Raw genomic sequence first — 17296 nt, 5'->3', positions numbered from 1 at the left:
GCCAATTGTTCACGTGGCGCCGGCTGGCGCGCGACGGCCGGCTGGCGGAGGACGCGGTGCCTGCGCTTGTACCCGTGGAGATCACCTCTACGCCAGCTTCGGCATCGACGTGCGCGCCGCAGGTGCCATCTTCACCGCCTGTGCAGCGCGCAAGGGTCGGAATCATCGAGATCGAGCTTGGTGGTTGCCGCGTGCGGGTAGATCGTGACGTGGACACTGAGGCGCTACAGCGGGTTCTCGACCTCCTGCGACGCCGATGATCCCGATCCCGAGCGGCGTCAGGGTCTGGATCGCCACTGGCCACACCGATATGCGTCGTGGCATGCGAAGCTTGACTCTCACAGTGCAGGAAAGCCTGAAGCGGGATCCTCATGCGGGCGATCTTCCGGGGGCGGAGCGGCGATCTGGTCAAGATCCTTTGGCATGTTGGGTTGGCACGCCCTGGCATGGGCTTCCGAAGTATCCCGGACCCGATTCTCACGCGCAATCAGGTGGAGCTGATGCAGATCGATATAGTGTCGTCGGCGGAGATGCCTGGCCTTGTCGAACTTGGGATGGCCATGGAACTCTCGTTCGTTGTTACTACTGAAATAAAGCGAAGCGTCCGCGAAAAAAGCGGAAGCGAATTCTCAGCTCAATTAAAAGTAGTTTCTACGCGAATTTCCAACTCATTGCTGGACCGTGCCGGAGGGTCGACCCCGATCATGTGCCATGTAGAAAATCGCAACGGAGCGCTACCGAAGGAAATGGCCTGCTGTAAGCACCTGATAATATTTGGTTTTCCGTCGAAATAGCAGGTAACGGGCGGCAAGCCATTGTAAGGCATGAAAAAGCCCGCCAGAGGCGGGCTAATTCATTGATTTAATTTATGAAAACTTGGTTGCGAGGATAGGATTTGAACTATGATCTTCAGGTTCTGACATGTTATGAGCCTGACGAGGTGCGCCGGAACGGTCATGCGTCCCGGCCCACTTAAATTTTTGCTGAATTACTTGGCCCAAGCGGAAATCACTCCGTATCGGCCGACAGCCGCCCGGATCCCGGTCGCTCGGGTAGGTCCATGTGGCGACCTGGATTTGTCGCCACGCTCAGGGACCTCTTCTCCGAGATGAAGGCGCGAGTAGTAACTTGTCAGGTGTCACGTTCAGAGCTTTTGCGATTTTCGCCAGGACCACGATTGTCACGTTTCTTTGGCGGCGTTCGACCTGGCTAATATAGGTCCGATCCACCCCCGCCTGATGGGCCAATTCTTCTTGCGACAACCCAGCCGTCTTTCTGAGCGACCTGACGTTGTCAGCCACGACTCCAATTATTCCTTGATCGTCCTTCCCGACGGGCATCAGCTCAAAGGACGTCGGAGACGACTATCGATCCACGGACTCCGAGTCCCATTTTTTGGCCGCAAATGTTGACTATCGTCTACAGAATGACCGACGTAGTGGAAGCGTTTTGGGAGATCGGCGAATTGGGACCCTTGGGTCCTATGTCGTACCGCGCCGGCTATCGCCTCCGGACGGCCATTATCTGCAACGTAGAGCTACCCGCAGCTATCGTTGAGACGGCCATCTTAGCCAAATCAACGCTTGCGATGACGATCACCCCCGACGGACACGTTAGATCGAGCCTAGGTGGAAGTTCGGGCTCCACGTCGCGAGCAGAACCGATCGACCAGCTCATCGGCCAGTTGCTTTCAGTCGAAAATCTGCGCCTCGAGGAGATCTCGGCGGCGGATTTGGCTTTGCTGTTAGAGCGGCTTGAGCGGTCGGCAGCACTTGTCCGAAAGGTTATGAAGCATGGGTCGAATTAAAACCCCCTCGTGTCGGCGAAAGGCGTTGCGGCCAGAATTGCTGTTGTGGGAAGTCGCCGCCGCGCTGGTTGGAACGCGAGTTCGTGGAAGCTTACGCGACCGATCCAAGCTGACGGGATGAGGGAATCCGCCGCCGCACAGAACTGGCCACGGCCCACGCCGATTCGATCATCTGGCCGAGGCGACGTCCGCCAGCTCGCCAAGGAAGTTGACGCGGTATGGGTAACCTGAATGCTCTTTGGAGCAACGATCCTATGCCTGCTGCGACCAGCAAGCACGCCCTAAACTAGAGCAACTCGTCGAGACGCGGCCGCACTCGGCTGGAATTACGGACGGTCAGGGTCGCGAACGCAGACCTAAGCCGATGGGGATAGCGCTGGTCACGCGCGACGGTTAACCTGTTAAGCGAGGTGCTCGCGACGACAGAACGCCACCTAAGTTGCGTATGAGCTCGGCTGGTACCGGCGCTGTACTTCGGACTTGATCGTGTCTTCAGTCACCAGGCGCTTGCTACCGAGCCTGACCCCTTCGACGATGCCCGTAGAGCCGCGGAGAAGGCGGCAGGCCTCACCAAGGTCGCCGAATGCCTGCGCCGAGGTAACGACCGCCTCGTTGATCCCGGACGGACTTAGTTCGGTCGCATCCAGGAAAGGGGACAGTTGGCCGGGCGTCGCGACTAGCACCTTGTCTTTGCCGGGCACCAGGTCCAATGGACCCCACAGGGTCCACCAGCGGCCGCGCCAGTGAGCGGTCTCGGGTCCCGGGGCACCGAGATCGTGGATAGTCTTTAGTATGTGGATCACGCTCTCGAACCAGACGTTCGCAAGACCGTCTATGGCATTTGTGAGGATACTGATCGCTATGTCCTGCTCCGGCAGAACCACCGTGCGCGTCAACGTTCCCTGGAAGCCACCGGCGTGACCGACCCAGCTCCACGGCCCCGGCGGGCCGGAAATCGTGCCTAGACCGTAATAGCGCTCAAGTTGCGAATGGGCATCACGCCAATGGCGCCGCGTCATCTCGCGGCGGCTTGCCGCCGTCAAAATGCTCGATTGGGCGCCGGCAGAAACCTGGCCGAGAAACCGCGCGAGGTCGCCAGCGGTTGCCGTGAAGCCCGTCGCCGGGGCCATATCGTTCGTCACGTTGTCCCCGGGAATGACGAAGCGTCGACCATAGGGTTGGCGGGTCGAGTGGCCACGGGCGAATGGACGGCAGACGCTCGGATCGAAGTCAGGCGTCGTCTCTGTGAGGCCGGCTGGGACAACGACCTGATCATAGATCCACCGGCCATACGGCTCGCCGGTCACCTTCTCGATGACTTTGCCTAGCAACGCGAAGCCGTGATTGGAGTATTTGAACGTGACGCCCGGCGGGAGGGGCTGTGGCGTTGAGAGATCGGCGCGAAACTCCACCTCGCTCAGGAAGGGCCGGCGGTCCGAGAACTGACCGCCGTCAGGCCCATCGCGGGTCAGGCCAGCCGAATGCGAAAGCAGTTGCGAAATGGTGACGTCAGAGACCTCCGGCGTCAGATCAGCCAGATACTCACCCAGCCGGTCGTCAAGCCGAACTCGATTGCGCTCGCGCAACAACATGATCCCGGCGGCCGTGAACGTCTTCGAATGCGAGGCAACACGAAAGCGATGACGAGAGGTGAGTGGTTCGCCGGTTGCAAGATCGGCCAAACCGCTCGCGTGTTCAAGCAGCACCTGACCTTTGTGAGCGATCGCCAGCGACACACCGGGCTGATCGAATAGTTCCCGCTGATAGTCAATCCATGTGGGGATGTAGTCGAGAGCAGAAGAGAGCCAGTCTGGCATGGATGCTTAGAACCTATCGGAAGTGAAGCCTTCGAGCCATTCTGCGACATATTGCAGGCTGGATCGAGCGCGCGGTCAAGCCCTCGATTCAAGCCCGCGTCTTATCGTCCTGTTTCGCTAGTCCCTTCGAAGTGCGCGCGCACCTTATCTCCGAGACGCTTCGATGGATGCTAAATAGTCGCGCCGATCGAAGCCGTTCTGAGAACAGTTGGACATGCCTTGGAAGCGACCGTCGCGCGGCGGCTTCCATCGACATTAAGGCTCAGTCGGTGATATCTCTGGAATCTCCTGCCTGACAAAATCAAACGGAGCATGCGGACGAATTTCGCGAGGAGACTGTGCCACTTGAGCACGTTGTGGCGATACTTAGCGCACTAACGGCGACAAATCTTGGATGTGCAGACAGCGACTTACGGGCCATCAAGCGCCGGTGCTTTTATCTTGCAATCCGCCCTCTGCTCTCTTCCACCTCTTCACGCTGCTTCTCTTTGCCGCGACAGGATTGGCTAATCCAAGCTCCGAACGTTCCGCGCGCAGCCGTTTGGCAATAAAGAAAGGGCAATCCCGGCGCTGAAAATCCGAGCCAAACGCACACCGGATACCCCGGTTTGCCGATGCATTTTGGGAGTGCCACGCCCAACGGGAGCACAAAAATCCGACCGTTCAGCGTGCGCGGAAGTCATCAAATGGAGTCCTTCGACACACGCGAGCCAGCGCAAATTCTGTGGCGGTAGACTGATTTTTTGGAGACCGGGCGAAAAGAAAATCGGTCCAGCGACCTTCACGTCGGCGGCAACAATGGACGTCTCCAAACGCAACTTTTCCGTCGAAATAGCCGGTGTTCCACCGCCTACTCGGCCGTGCTCGCGCCTTCGCAGCGCGATCTGGCTCGCAGTATTCCTTTGGTGGGCGAACGTCGATTTGGGTGGGAGCCACAACCGGCAGGGGCGGCTCGGTGGCCAGCTTGGTCGCCGGCCGACGGCCCCGGTGCCGGCCATTTGAACCGTCGGTGCCGCCGGAGAGCCGCCTCTCGGCCGACTTCCGCCTTGCGCATATCCCGACATGCAGCGGCGGCTGCCGAGCAGAACAGGCTCGGCAGCCGCCGCGGATCGGATGTGAGGAATGCTCCCGGATTAGCGGAACGAACCGTCAGCGCTTGGAGCCGGAGCGCTCAATCTCGGCGAACAAGTCCGCCTGGACGGGACGCTCGTCGAACCGAATCCCTGCCCTCGCCTTGGCCGTAACCTCCGCGATGAATGCATCCTGCCGCTCGAGCGGGACGCCCTTTTCGGTCCACAAAGCGCGCGGCTCGGCCTCCGGATCGGTCGGCGATCGAGCCTTGTTGCGTGGCAACTCTTCAAAGTTTGCGCAGACGATTTCCACATTGGGAGCTACGCCTTTCCACGCGTCGCGATGGAAGGAACAATCGACGCCGCAGCCAGCTTCCAGATGGATTCCGGTCTGTTCTGCGAACCTCAGATAGTCCGCGCTCTTGCGCTCCCGGTAGCACTTCACGCCGCTATACTCGAACGGCGCGGACATCTGCGGGATGATAAATGCGCCATAATCGGCTATGTCGGACGCGATATCGATCAGGTGAAATTCAAACGACCGACCGGTGTAGCGCGGTCCGTTTCGGCTCCGCGGAGTGGCTCCAAAGGGCGGATTTGCAATTGCGCAACCGAAGCGGCCGAGGCCTTTGAGATCGAACTCGAAGACATCGGCGCAGATCCATTTCGCCTCCGGCAGCACTTTGCGACCAACCTCGACATAGGCGGGATTGCGCTCGATACAAACGATTTCCTTCTCGGGTGCGCTATGGCCGCGCGCGTAATATCCTCGCCAGAAGACATGGAATGCGAGCGCGCCAATCCCGGCGCAAAGGTCGATTGTTCGACCGCCATAGGCATCGATGGCGAAGTCTCCGGCAAGGCCTGAAGGGGTAAAGAATGCGCCCGCCGAGCCATTGATGTGGTTTGCACCTTCGTGCCAATTGTCCAGCACGAACACGCGATCATCGTAGCTGAGAACGTCTTTCTTGAGCAGCTCGACAGCCTCGGCATGTGCCTTGGCCTCCGCCTTTGTCAGTTTAGCCATCGTCAAATCTCGCTCCTGGGACCCCGAAAGGGCGCTTAAAAATCGGCGCAGCGCGCATGGCCTTCGCCATGCCGCCTGCCCGTCGGCGAGACCGGGGTTTCGGGGGCAAGAGCTTGTTTCGGCGCCGGCAGAGCGGCGCGAATCCGATGGCGCGCAACGCGGTTGCACCGAGCGGCGGAGCCGCGACGTGCGACCGACTTGCTGCACCGGAGGACGACAGAAGCTCTTGCGGGGGGTGAGGGGCAGCGCCCCTCAAGCCACCCTCCTTGAGCAAAATGCCCCAGAGAAAAGTTCTCGAGTCTGCGCTTGCTGTCGTGGCCGTAGACCGCTGAAAGGCAGACAGATCGAGTGCGGCTCGGCGTCCGATTGCTCACGCCCGGAAAGCTCGATCAAGCAAAAAAATTCGTCCAGGCTACAGGCAATGGCAATCGAGAGCCGGACACCTGGAGACAAGAAAGAGGCTCCCGCGTGAAGCGCGGGAGCCCAATAACTCGGGCTAGTCTCCGGGATTCCAGATGAGAAAGAAGCCGTTGTCATCGCCCAAGCCGACGGCCCGGCCAAGGTTGGCATAGAGCTTGCGAGACCCAAGTTCAGGTGCCGCGAGTGACAGGCTGACGTAGTCCTTGCCGCTGCTCTCGCCGCGGCGGATCCAGCCGGCGCCGATCTCAACTCCCTGGGCGATGATGCGGAAATCTGGCTGAGCCTCAGTCGACTTGCCGCTATTGGGAACGATGTCGATATGGGCACGGATCGACAAGGTCTTGAGTTCGCCCCTGTAGCCGCCGTTGTCCGTGCGGGTGACGAATCCGATTGCAGTCATGGTCTGTCTCCTTCGCTGCCGCAGGGCCGATCCCCTGCGATGGCGAGACCGTCATGGGGAGCGAAACGCGATTGAACCCACCGGGGCGAAGCGCAGCGGCGCACCCGAGAGAGCTCCCTTTTTTGCAGCGGAGCGGCCGCGAGGAGCCGGCTTGCCGGCGGGGAAAAAAGGAGCTGGCGAGGGTTTCAGATAGCGGGGCGCTTCCCATAGGTCTGCACGTCCATAAGCAGGGAAATCGTCCATCGAGGCAGCCACAGGACAGACATTGACTGCGATCGGAGACGCCGAACCGATCGTCCCAGACGGCGCGTCGGGCCAATGCACGACCTGTCAAATCTGCCAGTACCCGCAGAACATCCGACCCGATAGAATCGCACAAGCCACGTCCGACAACCGCCGAATATTGTTGAGCCGGATCGGCAAGGCTTATTGGTTGGCGTGTGGATCGCAGTCAACCAACGGCCAATCAAAGGGTTCAGCTTAGCCGAGCGTGTTTCGCCCGCGCGAACGACGGCAGCGGACATTGGCCAGTCAAGAAGCCAGCCGGAACGAAGAACGAAAATGAGGCCTCGCAAAAGTGATCAGTATCCGCACCTAGGATAACGCTGGCGCTCCCGTCTCAGGCATTGCTCCTGTCCGCTCATGTCGGCTCAAACTGCGGCTCGTCGCAATTGAGTTGCCGTCCATGGGTTGATTGTATGTGCCGATGGGCACTGATGACCTTGAGACGTCCAGCGCAAAGGGGCGCGTTAGCAGACGCCGCACGTTAGTGCTTTCGCCGATCGCGATTTCACTGACATGATCGACACATCAAAGCAGCGCGAAGCTGTTGGCCTGCACGATCCACTTCGGCTTTCCGTGGCAGCGGCCGCGGCATTTCCCGACGGTTCGATGACCGCCTCCGGGTTGCGCAGAGAGAGTGCTCGCGGAAGGCTCGTCATCGAGCGCATTGCGGGCAAGGATTACACGACACTCTTTCATATAGAGAGAATGAGGGAATTATGCCGCGTCCAAGCAAAGGAGCCCGGCTCTACAGACGCAAAGCCCGTTATCGCGAAGGCAATCTCGTCGCCCAGTCCGTTTGGATCATCAAGGACGGCGATCGGCATATCGCCACAGGATGCATTGCGAGCGCGTCTGAAACAAAGCCGCCGCAGAAAGCAGAGCAAGCGCTAGCAGACTACATTGCGCAAAAATATCAACCGGAGCGCAGCCGAAGAGATATCGACGACATCGATTGCGCTGACGTCCTGTCGATCTATTTGACCGATATCGGCGAGCCAGGTGACCAGTTTGAAATCGAAGCGAGGATCGACCGGCTCAACGATTTTTGGGGCGGCAAGAAGCTGTCGGCAGTGAACGCGCAATCCTGCGCAGCTTACGTCAAACATCGCGGCAGCAAGGGCGGCGCGCGCCGTGACCTCGAGACTTTCCGTGCTGCGATCAACCATCATGCAAAAGAAGGCTTTCACCGGGGTACGGTTCGCGTGTCTCTCCCGCCGAAAGGCGAGGCGCGCGATCGGTGGCTGACACGCACTGAGGCGGCAGACCTGGTTTGGCAATGTTGGCGCTATCGCGAAAAGCAGACCATCCACGCCGGCAACTCAAAGGGCGACGCGGTCCGGACAGACCGCCGACCATTGCGCCACGTAGCCAGATTTATCCTGATCGGGCTCTACACCGGAACGAGGGCGGGTGCGATCGCGGCGGCATCGCCATACCCCGAGCTTGGGCACTCGTACGTTGATCTGGAGCGTGGTATCTTCTACCGCAGGCCGATCGGGAAGCGAGCCACCAAGAAGCGTCAGACGCCAGCTCCACTTCCGCCCCGGCTACTGGCTCATATGCGTCGTTGGAAAGACCGGAAGCTGATCAGCACCTGCTTCGTCGAGTTCAACGGCAAGCCGGTGGCTTCCGTGAAGAAAGGCTTCAAATCTGCCGTGGATCTGGCCAAGCTACCCGGGAAAGTCACTCCGCACACGTTGCGCCACACGGCGGCGACCTGGCTGATGCAGCGCGGCGTGCCGATCTGGGAGGCAGCCGGGTTCCTCGGCATGTCGTCGGAGGTCCTGCAGGATACCTATGGCCATCACCATCCCGATCATTTGCACGGGGCGGCAGCAGCCATTGGCCAAAAAGCGAGGTATGTTTCGGTGGTCAAATCGGTGGTTGACTCGGGAACAGCCACCGATGAGAACAAAAAACCTAAGGAAATCTGGTCGGAGTGGCAGGATTCGAACCTGCGACCCCTGCGTCCCGAACGCAGTGAGCATCTTCTAACTTATTGATTTTTCTTTGTGCGGTGGCCACTCCCGTCCCGTTTTGTTCACAGTCGTTTCACCCATTTCATTGCGATTTCGTTGCGGCATTTCCTTACGAGAACGGCGCTCGCTGAGATGTCGAGCCGGCGAGCTGCAATGTGACCTGACCAAGTTCAAAATCAGCATCTGATCGCAAGGAGAAGCAATCCTAGCGATTTCCGAGCGCCCCTAAACTCTGCCGCATGAACACTGGTTTTTACGTAACAAGCTCAGTTCTTTCAGAAGACCGACCCTGATGACGTCTCGGGAAAAAGTGATCTGGCGGCGCCCACGATCGGCACCGATTGCACCCGGCCATCGACCGGACCTGGCGCTCGCCAACTTCCTTGACTGCGTCGGTGATGAGTTACTCCACGACTGCTCCAAAGCGTCACCCTCGGGCTTGTCCGGGTAGTCAGCTAAAACAGAAACGCCAAGTCTTTTCACTACTCATGCATTTCATTGCTGGCGCGGGAGGGATCCGACCGCCGAATGACGAAAACAAGATACGCCAGCGTCGCCAGCCCTATGCTGTGGCTGGTCCACCGTAAAAATCTTGGTCCGTTTTCTGACAGCGACGTAAGGTCATGTCAGGATCGGCACACTGCGCGTCGGGTTCAGATCTTTCAAAGCACAGTTTGCCGCTTACTGCGCGCTTGCGGCGTTGGCACGACCATTGCTCCAGCAAAGATCAGCTTCAAAGATACAGATGAAAACGGTCATGCTCTTCTTCCCTAGTCCGCGCGTCCTACACAGAACGGCGATCCGCGCGTTTACTTGACCGGGCGCAATACTAGACATACGGATCCGCAATTGTCCGATCGCATACGCATTTACCGCCGCGGTACTTGCCTTAGGTTCATTCGCCCATGAAATCCGCGATTGTGTTCGACTGGAATGGCACGCTGCTCGATGATGCCAATGCGGTGCTTCAAACCATCAATGCAATTTTGAGCCGCTTCGGTCGCGCAGCCGTAGATATGCGCAGGCTTCGAGAGGAGTTCGAACTCCCTCTTTCGGTTCTCTTCCGCAACCTAGACATGTCGAAAGATGAAATCGACGTCGTGGAGAGAAATGACAGCGCCATTTTTCACGACACTTACGAATTCTTGGCGCGCAACGCTGCCTTACGCAAAGGGGCACGAAATGTTTTGCTCGCCGCTGATCACAGAGCCGTTCACACCATTATTGTCAGCAATCACATTGTTGAACCAATTCGCGCACAAGTGCGAAGACTTGGAATCAAGACTCACGTCACGGACATTTTGGCATTTGAGAGCCGCGCAACCCAGTTTAAGAGCGTGAACAAGGAAGAACGTCTGCGCTTGTATATGCAGGCCAATGATATACCCCCACAAAGAACCGTCATCGTGGGTGACATGCCAGTTGAGACGGAGATTGCCCGCAATCTCGGTCTTATCAACGTATCAATCATGGGGGGATTCGTTTCCGAAGCGCGCTTGCGCGCCGCAGGGCCTGATTACATGATTCATGACCATCACGAATTAATACCCATTTTGCAGAAGCATTGCATTCTTCCGAGCGGATGAGTCATCACAAGAGCATAACAGAAGAATCTGCCGGCTCGCGCGCTCTTGCTGTCCGCTTGGTCTTCACACCATTCGACGAGAGTGCTCGGCGATCAAGTTCTTTCGTCACTCGGGCGAACTATCGGCTCAGTCCGATAGCTTGCGCCAAATATCGCGATCCGTTCAGCGCCAATGAGTCTACATGGTCGGTCTGAGTCCGTCGCATGGCACGATGCTTGCTGGAATCATTCGCTACCGAGAAGCGAGGAAGACACTGCGAGGGGCTTGGAAAAACAACATGAGCACAACGGCTGTGATCGGTGACGTCATTTCAGGCACCGATGTTGTGAAGCGTGGAGCGCGCATCGGTGCCGAAGTCAAAAATATCAAACTATCGGGCGATCTACCGGACCACACGATCGCCGCGATTAACAGCTTGTTGCTCGAGCACAAGGTGATCTTCTTCCGCAATCAAGGACATCTCAATGACGCCGAGCATGAGCGCTTTGCCGGTCGCCTTGGAAAGCTAGTCCCCCATCCGATGCTCGGTCCTACCAAGGGGATGGCGTCGCTCCTCGAACTGGACTCCAGTCGCGGCGGCGGTCGCGCCGATGTTTGGCATGCGGATGGGACCTTCGCCGACGCCTATCCCAAAACTTTGGTCTTACGAGCCGTTGTAATGCCAACGTTCGGAGGCGACACCGTGTGGTCGAACACAGCGGCTGCTTATCGTGATCTTCCGGCACCGCTACAGCGGCTTGCAGAGGAACTATGGGCCGTTCACAGCAACGTTTTCGATTACGCCGGAATCGCGCGCGTCCGCGAGGTCGACAAGAGACACTTTGACGAGGTGTTCACCAGAACGGTTTTTGAGACCGAGCATCCCGTCGTGCGCGTCCACCCCGAAACAGGCGAGCGGGCGCTGGTGCTCGGCGTCTTGGTGAAGCACTTTATTGGGGTCCCCAAGTACGACGGACAAAAGCTGTTCGATCTGTTCCAGTCTCACGTCACCGCGCCCGAAAACACTGTGCGCTGGAACTGGCTAGAGGGCGATATCGCGATATGGGACAATCGCGCAACACAGCATTACGCAGTCAACGATTACGGTGACCAGCATCGCGTCGTACGTCGGGCCACGATCGATGGTGACGTGCCCATCAGCGTAGACGGCCGGAGCAGTGTAACGCGCCTGAAGGTAACCGAATAGCGGCCCATCGACGCCCAGCGCCCTCGCATTGAGAATGGAGAAACCTAGTTTACCGGAGTTTTCGGCAGACGTGGAAACACACATTCCCACACGATATGTCAGCTGTTGGGCCAAACTCGGCGGCGCCTAGGTTTATGCATCGCAACTATTCAGCGTCGCGCGATAGCTTCGAGAAACCTTAGGCATCACTGTCCTGCGCCGGCGAGCGGTACGTCGCCTCGACGTTTCAGTTTAGAAAACCCTCGATCGGTGGCCATAAAGCGCGCTAACATCGGGGCGATAAGCTTAGTCGGTTCGACGACTTGACCGCCTAGAAGCGCAAGGGCCTCTGCATATGCAATGAGATCACGATGCACGGCCGCCGGCAGCTCCGTACTCACTTTGACCGGCTTGTCGTCTGGAAGCTCTCCTATTTTGAGTTTTGGCATGTTGTCACCCTCTATACGGCGTAACTATGAGGTCACGATTGACAAGAACACGAACCGGGAAACCAGGCCGCACGGTCAAAGTGGGCTGGATATTGAGACTGCGTCGAACCACCTGCTGTCCAGTTTGGTTTAGTGAGTCGGAGGCGCCGTGTCGCAACGCCTGGATGATGGCACTGTCGTTGCTATTGGTGTCCGAACCAGCCCCTAGTTCGGTCCCGACCGCCAGAAACGTCGATAGTGCCGCAGCCTTGAATAGCTCTGCCCAGTGATTGTCGACTTGGTCTTCCAGACCCGCATACCCAGCGCTATCAGCGCCAGGCTGCCGCTCGAGAACGATAGAATGTCCATTCGGCATAATCAGCCGCGTCCAGACCAGTAGGACACGGGACTGGCCGAAAGTAACCTGACTATCGTATGTGCCGATCAGACGCGCTCCCTGAGGCACAAGCAGAAAGCGGCCGGTCGGCGTGTCAAAAACATTCTCGGTGACCTGGGCGGTAATTTGGCCCGGCAGGTCCGATCGGATCCCGGTAACCAGGGCTGCCGGAATGACTGTCCCAGCCTGCACGACATATGGTGAAGCCGGCTTGGTGATGCGGTCGGGGCTGACCGTGCGACGGTCCACAGAAGCATTCACGAAGGCAAGCTTTCGGTCTTGACCGTTCTGCGCCAATCCGTCGTCGCCAGTGCTCGATAAGTTCGGCGACGCGACGCGGTCGCCTTGAACAGTCGCAGCGGCAGGCGAACGTCCTTCTCCTCCCTTGGTCGGAGCGAACAAATGGCTAATGCGGGCTGCCTCGGTCTCCTGGTCCCGGCGCTGCTGTTCCGCATCAGCCCCGATCGCCGGCGACTGGCCTTGGGCAGCAAGGATTGGCCGACCGAGGTCGCCAGGGAGTGGTGGACCAAGCTGCGGGATCGGCTGGCGCGGAACGCCAGCATAATCCTTTGGCAGCGTCGTAAGGCCGTCGGCAACATTGTGATGGTCAGTGCTGTAGAGTCCATCGGCCGCCTGGTTTCGGGGGCGATTGTTCTGCAGCGACCACAGGACTGCACCACCAATGACAAAGAGGGCAAGCGCGCTCCCTCCGGCCAGGACTTTTCGCGACAACCGTGTCACGCGCGGATGCTCCGCTCTCAGTCGGAAGCTTTTGGACTGCTCATGTTGTGTCTCCGGCGGATCTGCTTGCTCGTGATCGTTTCCACTCCGGCTGTTCATGACGACGGCCTCCCGTCGGTCCTGACAATCCTGACCCTTTGCTGGCGCTCACTGCCGAGCCTCAGTTCAGCTGCTCCAAACAGCCGATCGACGATCAACACGTTACCGTAGGCGCGATAGTTGACGAGCTCGGTCTTCCCGTCAGGGCCGATGACAAAGAGCGGTGGCATCTCTCCCTGGACGATACCTTTAGGGAATTCGACGTAGACCTTGCGGCCATCGTCGTATGCGGCGAGCGGCCGCCAGGGTGGACTGTCACCTTCAATGGCATAGCGGGAAATACGCTGCCTTGGATCCGGAAGAGGGGGTCTCAGAGCGACTGAACGGGATCGTTCGCGCGCTGTTTCGGGATAGTACCAGGCAACAGACGGCATATATGGCCGATCGCGGGAGCGCAGCTCAATCAGGTAGGTGCGCCGGTCGGTATTGACAATGAGGTTGGTCTCGATCGATGCGCGAGTCGGCTTTACCAGGATATGGACGCGTCGCGTATCGCCGCTTCCGCTCTCAGTATCGCCTACGACCCAGCGTATGGTATCTCCGGCCGCGATGGGCCCTGATCCCGTCAGTTGCTCTCCCTCCTCGAGCGAGATATCCGTGATCTGCCCCGGCGCGGCATAGATCTGATAGAGCGCCCCGGGACTGTAGGCGTAGATCTGCGCTGCGTTGAAATATCCCCGCTTGCGCGGTTCGACCCGGGCTGCGCTGTTTGCCGTCTCAACCCGGCTCACAGGTTCGGGCTCTTCCTTTCCTCCTGACTTGCCGCCGAGAGCCGGCTTCCAGAGCGGCGGAACGTGAAGCGGTCGCGACTTGTCATCTAGAGGCGCTGGCGGCGTCGGCAGCGGCGGAATTTCCGCGTCATAGCTGATCTGTGGCGGGATGTAGGTCGCGCACCCACCGAGCGCCGACGAACAAAGCAGAAGAGCGGATAGAAATGCTCGCTTCGATGTCACGAACTCGGACCAAGTCGAATTGCACCTACTGTGCACGATAGGACGCTTCGAATAAACGTCAGACGGGGTCTTGGTCACTGACTCAACTCCTTTGACCAGTTGATGGCGCGGACATAGACGCCAAGGGGATTCTTGCGCAGGCGTTCGGCATCGCGCGGCGTTTCGATCACGATGGTGAGAATGGCAGTCCAACGCTCGGTCGAACTCAGCGAGCCGTTGTCGTAGGTTCGCTGGGTCCACGCGACCCGGAAGCTCTCTGAAGACGCGCGAATGACGCTCGACACGTCGACGGAGATTTGCGCCTTGCCCAGCTTGGCAAAGGGGTCATTGTTGCGCGCGTAGTCGTTGAGCGCAGCGGCGCCGCGATCGGTCGCAAAATCGTATGCCCTGAGCCAGTTTTGGCGCAGAACGATGCCGTCGGCCGGAAGGCCCCTGACATCCTCGATAAAGCGCGCCAGATGGTAGGCAATCTGTGCATCAGTGGGTTGATAGTCGATGTTAGCCGGCGCAACTCTTTGGGCCTGGCCAAGATGGTCGACTTCGACCACCCAGGGTGTGATCGAGCCTTGATTCGACTGCCAGACAAGCCCACCAGCGAGACCGGCTGACAGCATCAAGCAGCCGACTGCCATCAGGCGCCAGTTCTTGGCTTGCACGCGCGCTGATCCAATGCGTTCGTCCCAAACCTGAGCTGCTTTCTGATACGGCGTGACCGGTGCGGGCATGCGCCCGTAGTGAACGGAAGTTCGTTTGAACATCGATGGTTACCCTGGTATCGAGTGATCGGTTTCACGTCGGGCGATGGAAGGGTTTGAGGTGCTGCTGTGCGGCGTAGGTGCAGTGGTGCGTCTCAGCGCTCTCCTTCGGACAAATCGACGGAGTAGCCGCTGCCACCGTGATCGCCCGAGCGGACGGCATGGCCGGCAGCCGAAGCACCATGCCGAATAGTCTCGGCACGCTTCATCCGGCGCGCCCAATCAGGCTGCCCCTCGGCCGAGGTGCTCGCGGCCCGTTCGCCCGCTTGCTCACCTCCGAAGGCAGCCGCTGCGCGACGCAAAGGACTCATGGCAGCCGAAGCGCCAGCCTCCGCGACGCCGGCAAGGCCGCCGCTTCGATAGGCGGCTGATGCTCCGCTTAGAACAGCGCCGCCACCGCGCGCGGCGCCTGCAATCGCGCCACTAGCGAGACCAGCACCACCGGCCGCTACACCAGCACCTGCCGCAACAAGCCCGCCAGCAGCCAACCCCGTTCCAATCGCCGCACCGGCGCCGAGCTGCGGTCCGCCGGATACCAGGCCGTTTGCAATACCCGGACCGAAGATGCCGAGGCCCAGCAGGGAGAGCGCCGCGAGCACTAGCGTCATTGCGTCTTCAATGGTCGGCTGAGCGCCTCGGAAACCAGAGGTGAACTGCGAGAACAGGGTCGAACCGATGCCGACGATGACAGCTAGGACCAGAACCTTTATCCCCGAAGATATTACATTGCCCAGGACCCGCTCAGCGGCAAAGGCGGTCTTGCCAAACAGACCAAATGGAATGAGCACGAAGCCGGCCAGCGTCGTAAGCTTGAACTCGATCAGGGTGACGAAAAGTTGGATCGCCAAAATGAAGAAGGCGAGCAGCACCACGACCCATGCGAATAAGAGAATGACGATCTGAACGAAATTCTCGAAAAAGCTGATGTAACCCATCAGGTTCGAGATCGAATCGAGCAGCGGTCGGCCGGCATCGAGTCCGACTTGGGCGATCTTTCCCGGCCTCAGGAAATCGGATGCGGACAGGCTTGCACCCGACGCTTTCAGCCCAAGGCCGGCGAAGCTGTCGAAAACGATGCGCGCCAGGCTGTTCCAGTTGCCGATGAGGTAGGCAAAGACGCCCACGAAGAGGGTCTTCTTGACGAGCCGCGCGATGATGTCCTCGTCAGTTCCCCAACTCCAGAACAACGCAGCGAGAGTGATGTCGATCGCGGCGAGTGTCGTCGCGAGATATCCAACGTCACTGCCCAGCAACCCGAATCCGTTATCGATATAACGCGTGAACGTTTCCAAGAACTGGTCGATGATCCCGGTACCCGTCATGGCTTGCTCGCCTCGGGTGTCGCCGGTTGCGGATGTGCTTGCGGGATCCGGCTCTGATCCTTTGGGGCGGGGGCCAGCCCTGCGGCGTAATCATTCTGGCCGGGGTCTGCTGGGCCAATTCTTTTGCCAAAGAAGCGACGCCGGTTTTCGTCCCAAATCTGCTTGCAATGCCGATAACCCGCTGTTTCCGCTGGAGTGACGCCTCGGCAGCGTGCGAGGTCGGAGCTGGCTGCATCGGTCCCTTGCTCCGCCTTCGGTGCCGACCGAGACTCGTCTAGTCCGCGCAGCTGAATCGTGCAGGCAGCGACGGCCACTAGGCCGATTGTCGTAAGCAGCGAAAGCGCCTTGAATGCCTTTACGTCGGTCATCAGTGGAACATCTGTACATTGGAGGATTGATAGCCCTGTCCTGGTGTCAGGAAGCGCTTGAGCTGCTCTCGACCCTGATCCTGGGCCGCGGCGCGCTGCGCCGCTTCGAGGCTCTGCGCCCTGCCCTGCGCCGCCACGGCCGCCGTGAGATCGGCAAGTTGTTGCGCTTGAAGCGCGAGGATCTGATTGCCAGCCTGCGTTGCTTGCAGGGCGCCGGTGGCTCCCTGGCTTGACGTCACGAGCGCGGATGTCTGGATGCGATTGGTGTCGAGGTTACCAACGATGCCGGCTTGGACGCGAAGCGCGTCTTGCGTTGCGGCATAGGAATTTTGCCATCGCGCTTGAGCGTTGGCGACCAGCAACTGGTTCGACTGGTTGCTGGTGGCTGGCGCGTAGCTGGTCGAGAAGGCGCGATCGATTTGCTGGACGTCGTAAGCGATGCGCTGGGCCTGCGCAAGCAACTGTTGGGTCCGCTGAATCGAGGATAGCAATTGCTGCAACGACGAATACGGAAGGTTCGCCAGATTCTTCGCCTGATTGATCAGCATCTGCGCCTCGTTCTGCAACGAGGTGATCTGGTTGTTGATCTGCTGGAGCTCCCGCGCGGCGGTCAGCACATTCTGAACGTAGTTGTTGGGATCGAAAACGATCAGCGCCCGTGCGGGGATCGTAACGCC

General features: G+C 59.2%; 16 protein-coding genes and 2 pseudogenes. 7 read left to right on the top strand and 11 right to left on the bottom strand.

The features are described from left to right. The 3 genes and pseudogenes from AC1VNY_RS40700 to AC1VNY_RS40690 form a co-directional block, all read left to right on the top strand. Positions 1–260: pseudogene (locus AC1VNY_RS40700) on the top strand (hypothetical protein); the annotation flags it as partial. After that, a pseudogene (locus AC1VNY_RS40695) lies at positions 257–337 on the top strand (IS66 family insertion sequence element accessory protein TnpB); the annotation flags it as partial. The pseudogenes AC1VNY_RS40700 and AC1VNY_RS40695, both read left to right, overlap by 4 nt. A 34-nt stretch (positions 338–371) precedes the next feature. Beyond that, positions 372–794, top strand: coding sequence for a hypothetical protein (locus AC1VNY_RS40690; RefSeq protein WP_482409403.1), 423 nt, complete (start codon positions 372–374; stop codon positions 792–794). Between the two features lie 294 nt (positions 795–1088). Here the strand turns inward: AC1VNY_RS40690 and AC1VNY_RS40685 are convergent, their stop codons facing one another. Next, the gene (locus AC1VNY_RS40685; protein ID WP_482409402.1) at positions 1089–1340 is read right to left on the bottom strand and encodes a helix-turn-helix domain-containing protein; all 252 of its coding nucleotides are present in this window, start codon (positions 1338–1340) and stop codon (positions 1089–1091) included. A gap of 86 nt (positions 1341–1426) precedes the next feature. Here AC1VNY_RS40685 and AC1VNY_RS40680 point away from each other — a divergent pair, with 86 nt between their 5' ends. Next, the gene (locus AC1VNY_RS40680; protein WP_482409401.1) at positions 1427–1807 is read left to right on the top strand and encodes a hypothetical protein; all 381 of its coding nucleotides are present in this window, start codon (positions 1427–1429) and stop codon (positions 1805–1807) included. Between the two features lie 434 nt (positions 1808–2241). Here the strand turns inward: AC1VNY_RS40680 and AC1VNY_RS40675 are convergent, their stop codons facing one another. The 3 genes from AC1VNY_RS40675 to AC1VNY_RS40665 form a co-directional block, all read right to left on the bottom strand. After that, positions 2242–3624, bottom strand: coding sequence for a serine hydrolase domain-containing protein (locus tag AC1VNY_RS40675; RefSeq protein WP_482409400.1), 1383 nt, complete (start codon positions 3622–3624; stop codon positions 2242–2244). A gap of 1149 nt (positions 3625–4773) precedes the next feature. Next, positions 4774–5721, bottom strand: coding sequence for a class I SAM-dependent methyltransferase (locus AC1VNY_RS40670; protein WP_482409399.1), 948 nt, complete (start codon positions 5719–5721; stop codon positions 4774–4776). A gap of 496 nt (positions 5722–6217) precedes the next feature. Then, positions 6218–6541 (bottom strand): DUF736 domain-containing protein, encoded by a 324-nt coding sequence (locus AC1VNY_RS40665; RefSeq protein ID WP_028344406.1) that lies wholly within the window; start codon positions 6539–6541, stop codon positions 6218–6220. Between the two features lie 1001 nt (positions 6542–7542). On the opposite strand from AC1VNY_RS40665, the gene AC1VNY_RS40660 reads away from it, so the two are divergent. The 3 genes from AC1VNY_RS40660 to AC1VNY_RS40650 all read left to right on the top strand — a co-directional run bounded on the left by AC1VNY_RS40660 (position 7543) and on the right by AC1VNY_RS40650 (position 11577). After that, positions 7543–8829: a site-specific integrase gene (locus AC1VNY_RS40660; RefSeq protein ID WP_482409398.1), complete on the top strand. Its 1287-nt coding sequence runs from the start codon at positions 7543–7545 to the stop codon at positions 8827–8829. An 881-nt stretch (positions 8830–9710) separates the two neighbouring features. Next, positions 9711–10391, top strand: coding sequence for an HAD family hydrolase (locus AC1VNY_RS40655; RefSeq protein ID WP_482409397.1), 681 nt, complete (start codon positions 9711–9713; stop codon positions 10389–10391). A gap of 277 nt (positions 10392–10668) precedes the next feature. Next, entirely contained in the window at positions 10669–11577 is a 909-nt protein-coding gene (locus AC1VNY_RS40650; RefSeq protein ID WP_482409396.1) for a TauD/TfdA dioxygenase family protein, read from the top strand. 185 nt (positions 11578–11762) lie between these two features. On the opposite strand, the gene AC1VNY_RS40645 is transcribed toward AC1VNY_RS40650, so the two are convergent. The 7 genes from AC1VNY_RS40645 to trbJ form a co-directional block, all read right to left on the bottom strand. Next, positions 11763–12005 carry a DUF2274 domain-containing protein gene (locus AC1VNY_RS40645; protein ID WP_482409395.1) on the bottom strand — a complete coding sequence of 81 codons (243 nt, stop codon included), beginning with the start codon at positions 12003–12005 and terminating at the stop codon, positions 11763–11765. Positions 12006–12009: 4 nt separating this feature from the next. Next, entirely contained in the window at positions 12010–13221 is a 1212-nt protein-coding gene (locus AC1VNY_RS40640; protein WP_482409394.1) for a TraB/TrbI/VirB10 family type IV secretion system protein, read from the bottom strand. Next, positions 13218–14252, bottom strand: coding sequence for a P-type conjugative transfer protein TrbG (gene trbG, locus AC1VNY_RS40635; protein ID WP_482409393.1), 1035 nt, complete (start codon positions 14250–14252; stop codon positions 13218–13220). Before trbG ends, AC1VNY_RS40640 begins: the two co-directional genes overlap by 4 nt. Beyond that, positions 14249–14932, bottom strand: coding sequence for a conjugal transfer protein TrbF (trbF, locus tag AC1VNY_RS40630; protein ID WP_482409392.1), 684 nt, complete (start codon positions 14930–14932; stop codon positions 14249–14251). Before trbF ends, trbG begins: the two co-directional genes overlap by 4 nt. Before the next feature lie 92 nt (positions 14933–15024). Beyond that, complete coding sequence (gene trbL / locus AC1VNY_RS40625) at positions 15025–16251, bottom strand: P-type conjugative transfer protein TrbL (protein ID WP_482409391.1); 1227 nt, start codon at positions 16249–16251, stop codon at positions 15025–15027. Beyond that, positions 16248–16619, bottom strand: coding sequence for a putative entry exclusion protein TrbK-alt (trbK-alt, locus tag AC1VNY_RS40620; RefSeq protein ID WP_482409390.1), 372 nt, complete (start codon positions 16617–16619; stop codon positions 16248–16250). The genes trbL and trbK-alt overlap by 4 nt, the downstream gene beginning before the upstream one ends. Beyond that, positions 16619–17296 (bottom strand): P-type conjugative transfer protein TrbJ (gene trbJ, locus AC1VNY_RS40615; protein WP_482409389.1); only part of this gene is annotated, 678 nt, incomplete at its 5' end. The genes trbK-alt and trbJ, both read right to left, overlap by 1 nt.

It is taken from the genome of Bradyrhizobium ferriligni, from assembly GCF_056837965.1.
This window is presented reverse-complemented; position numbering and strand designations above follow the sequence as displayed.